The organism is Desulfosarcina sp. (assembly GCF_041551955.1).
Taxonomy (GTDB): domain Bacteria; phylum Desulfobacterota; class Desulfobacteria; order Desulfobacterales; family Desulfosarcinaceae; genus Desulfosarcina.
Genome location: NZ_JBFELV010000567.1, coordinates 1 through 2657, shown reverse-complemented (window position 1 = coordinate 2657; position 2657 = coordinate 1). Strand labels below are relative to the sequence as shown.

3 protein-coding genes and 1 pseudogene are annotated in these 2657 nt (G+C 42.5%); 2 read left to right on the top strand and 2 right to left on the bottom strand.

Annotation, left to right across the window (positions count from 1 at the left end):
- Together ABYV26_RS24230 and ABYV26_RS24225 are read right to left on the bottom strand one after the other, a co-directional pair.
- A pseudogene (locus ABYV26_RS24230) lies at window positions 1-346 on the bottom strand (hypothetical protein); the annotation flags it as partial.
- Window positions 347-857: 511 nt separating this feature from the next.
- Window positions 858-1406, bottom strand: a complete 549-nt coding sequence (locus ABYV26_RS24225) for a hypothetical protein (protein ID WP_372683918.1) — start codon at window positions 1404-1406, stop codon at window positions 858-860.
- Window positions 1407-1891: 485 nt separating this feature from the next.
- Here ABYV26_RS24225 and ABYV26_RS24220 point away from each other — a divergent pair, with 485 nt between their 5' ends.
- On the top strand, window positions 1892-2167 hold the full coding sequence (locus ABYV26_RS24220) for a hypothetical protein (RefSeq protein WP_372683917.1): 276 nt from the start codon (window positions 1892-1894) through the stop codon (window positions 2165-2167).
- 132 nt (window positions 2168-2299) lie between these two features.
- Window positions 2300-2656: a class I SAM-dependent methyltransferase gene (locus tag ABYV26_RS24215; RefSeq protein ID WP_372683916.1), complete on the top strand. Its 357-nt coding sequence runs from the start codon at window positions 2300-2302 to the stop codon at window positions 2654-2656.
- The last annotated feature ends 1 nt before the right edge of the window (window position 2657 follow it).

Here is a 2657-nt window from a genome sequence, read left to right as displayed (position 1 = left end):
CGCCTCCGATATTGACAGCAAAACCTTCTGATCGAGCCGCCCGGCATGCGGCGATGGTAGCACCAACTGAATAACGCGTCCGTCTCACGATCTGTGATGACCAGGGCAGACCGACCCTCCGGATTTCTTTATTTGTCAAGTTACCCTGAATCAAGCGACGGAGATACTCTGCGCTATGAGCACGGAGGATCTCTTCATCGGAGGCCGGTTCTGGAACCTGCATATCGATCGCTTGATCACCCAAAAGCGCTGATATCCGCTTTCGCAACAATAAATATTTATCTTTGGGAAAGCTGTGCCTTTCTGGCAGGGGGATGGTGAATATGTCGGTGTAGAATATTTTCAAAATAAAATTCCCTAACTCACAATCCTCAAGCTATGTTGCTGACCATAAACACTGCAAAAAAATGGAACTCAAAAATATCTCATGCGGGGAAATCCTTTTCAAGATTTTGATGTGTTCGGTTTACCGGTGGGTGGCCTATTTCGATGATTAGTTGACTTTAAATTTGCTATCACAGGGAAAAAGGTTGGCAAATTTCACTGATCCCACCGATCTTGCAGATATCAGCTCCGGAAATTTATAACAATGTACGAAATTAATCGCAACGAGCCAAATAATGCCAAAATGGGTGCTCAGCTGGTACCGTGGGGATCACCAAAGCATATCAGGCAGATTCCCTTAATTTATGATTAGTAAGGTTATCTCAATACAACTGACATTTGACGAAATACAAGATGTGGTATTGTAACCTGCACCAACGCCCTGAAGGATGTCGGATCACTGGATTGTGAATATCTGTAATCAAGGCTGACTGGTGCTTGTTGGAGATGGCAGGGCATTTCGCACAAGGTGTTTAAAATGAAAATGCGAAGGTGACTTCCGGATAAAAATTATCGCATGATGTGCCAACGCTATCATCACAATCTAAATATGATTCATAAACCCCTCCGACGCCGAAGGACATGTTGCGGGAAGAGATGAAATAAACACCGCCGCGAGCGCCTATAGAATTTTGATCATCAAAGCCGTCGAGAAATGTCCGGCGATAAAACGCACCTGCATAGGGTCGAATCTTTGACTGTAGCGGCAGTACATATTTCACCTGAGGACTCAGTTTGTAAATATCCGGATCTCCTCCGAACCAAGCCTCACCATCAAGACCGACCTCCAATCCGTCCACAACAAAATATCCGACTCCCATCCCTATAACCGCATAGTTGTCATCTAATGAACGGCCGGAACCTGCAATCAGAGAAAACCGCATGCTGCCGGCTTGAAAAGAATCAGCTTGGATGTCAGCCCCAGAAGCGAGCACCAACGAGCACACGAGAAAAAAATACATAGTGATCGACGTCAGGGCCTTTGCGTTTACCGAGACGCGTTTTGACTTTTTAGAAATCATTCGCTCAATCCTCCATATATTATTCGAATTTTGCATGAAATGAGTTGTTTTTGCACAGCACGATGAGAATTCAATATGCCACAAAAATTATCGAGCCGGCTTGTTTTCGTTCCAATGTGCATGTGTTTCTGTCGCTTTCAGCATACTCAATCAAACAGGCAAATTCAAGGAAATGAAAAATTTTACATTAATGTTAGGGATATACCGCAGCATTACGATATTTCTGCATTGCATTCAATTTTGTGAAAGTGACGCATCTATATGATATATTGGGATGCTATATAGAGGATTCGTTTTTATTCCTGCAGCTGATGCGTTGATTTAAAAACTGCGCAACATTCTGTTAAATTAATTTTTTCAACTCGTGATGAGAATGATCTAATAATTTTTCCGTCCCCATTTGGTCAAATTTTCGTGTCCACAACAGGGTATTTAATTTCAGGGATTGGGTTGCCTAAGGATTGTTGACTGGTCTGGTGATACACATGTGGTGGGGGCTGGTTGCAGGAATTTATATCCCGATACAGATACGTACAGGTATTCAAAATGAAATGAAGGACTTCGAAACTGGGCATACCTCAAACGACCATGCAGATATCAGCCTTGGTAATTTTCAACGATGTTCGAAAATAATCGCAACGGCCAAATCTTGCCCAAATGGCGGTTCACGTGGTACCGTGAATATTATCAAAGCCCTGAACCCTGATCCTTTTTTTGAGATACGTTCTAATATCGTCTTAATGTATCTGTTCCCTCGATAATTAAATTCTAAGCGTTTTCCATTGAATTTGATGGTAATAAGTAGAGGGTTATTTCTTTTTCCAAATTTGGATCTTAAATTGATTCCAATTTGAATACCAATTCTTGATGTATCAAAGGATCAATATCTTATCATGGTCAGAATGGTTACAAAGATAAAAACCTATGATGAAGAAGCTGAAGCGTCTGGTTGGTATGGTCCCGAAGTTGCGTTCGGCCTTGCCTTCAAGCATGTTACGCCTGGTCAATCGATATTGGATATCGGAATTGGCACCGGCTTGGGTTCTGTTCTTTTCCGTAAAGCGGGGCTGGATGTCCACGGCATGGACATTTCTTCACAGATGCTCGATGTGAGTCGCAGCAAAGGTTTTGGATCACTTCAACGCCATGATTTGAGAAAGCTTCCGTACCCTTACGAATCAGAAAGTATGCACCACGCCATCTGTACCGGCGTGTTTAATTTTATCAGTGTTTTTTATCCGGTTTTTTAAT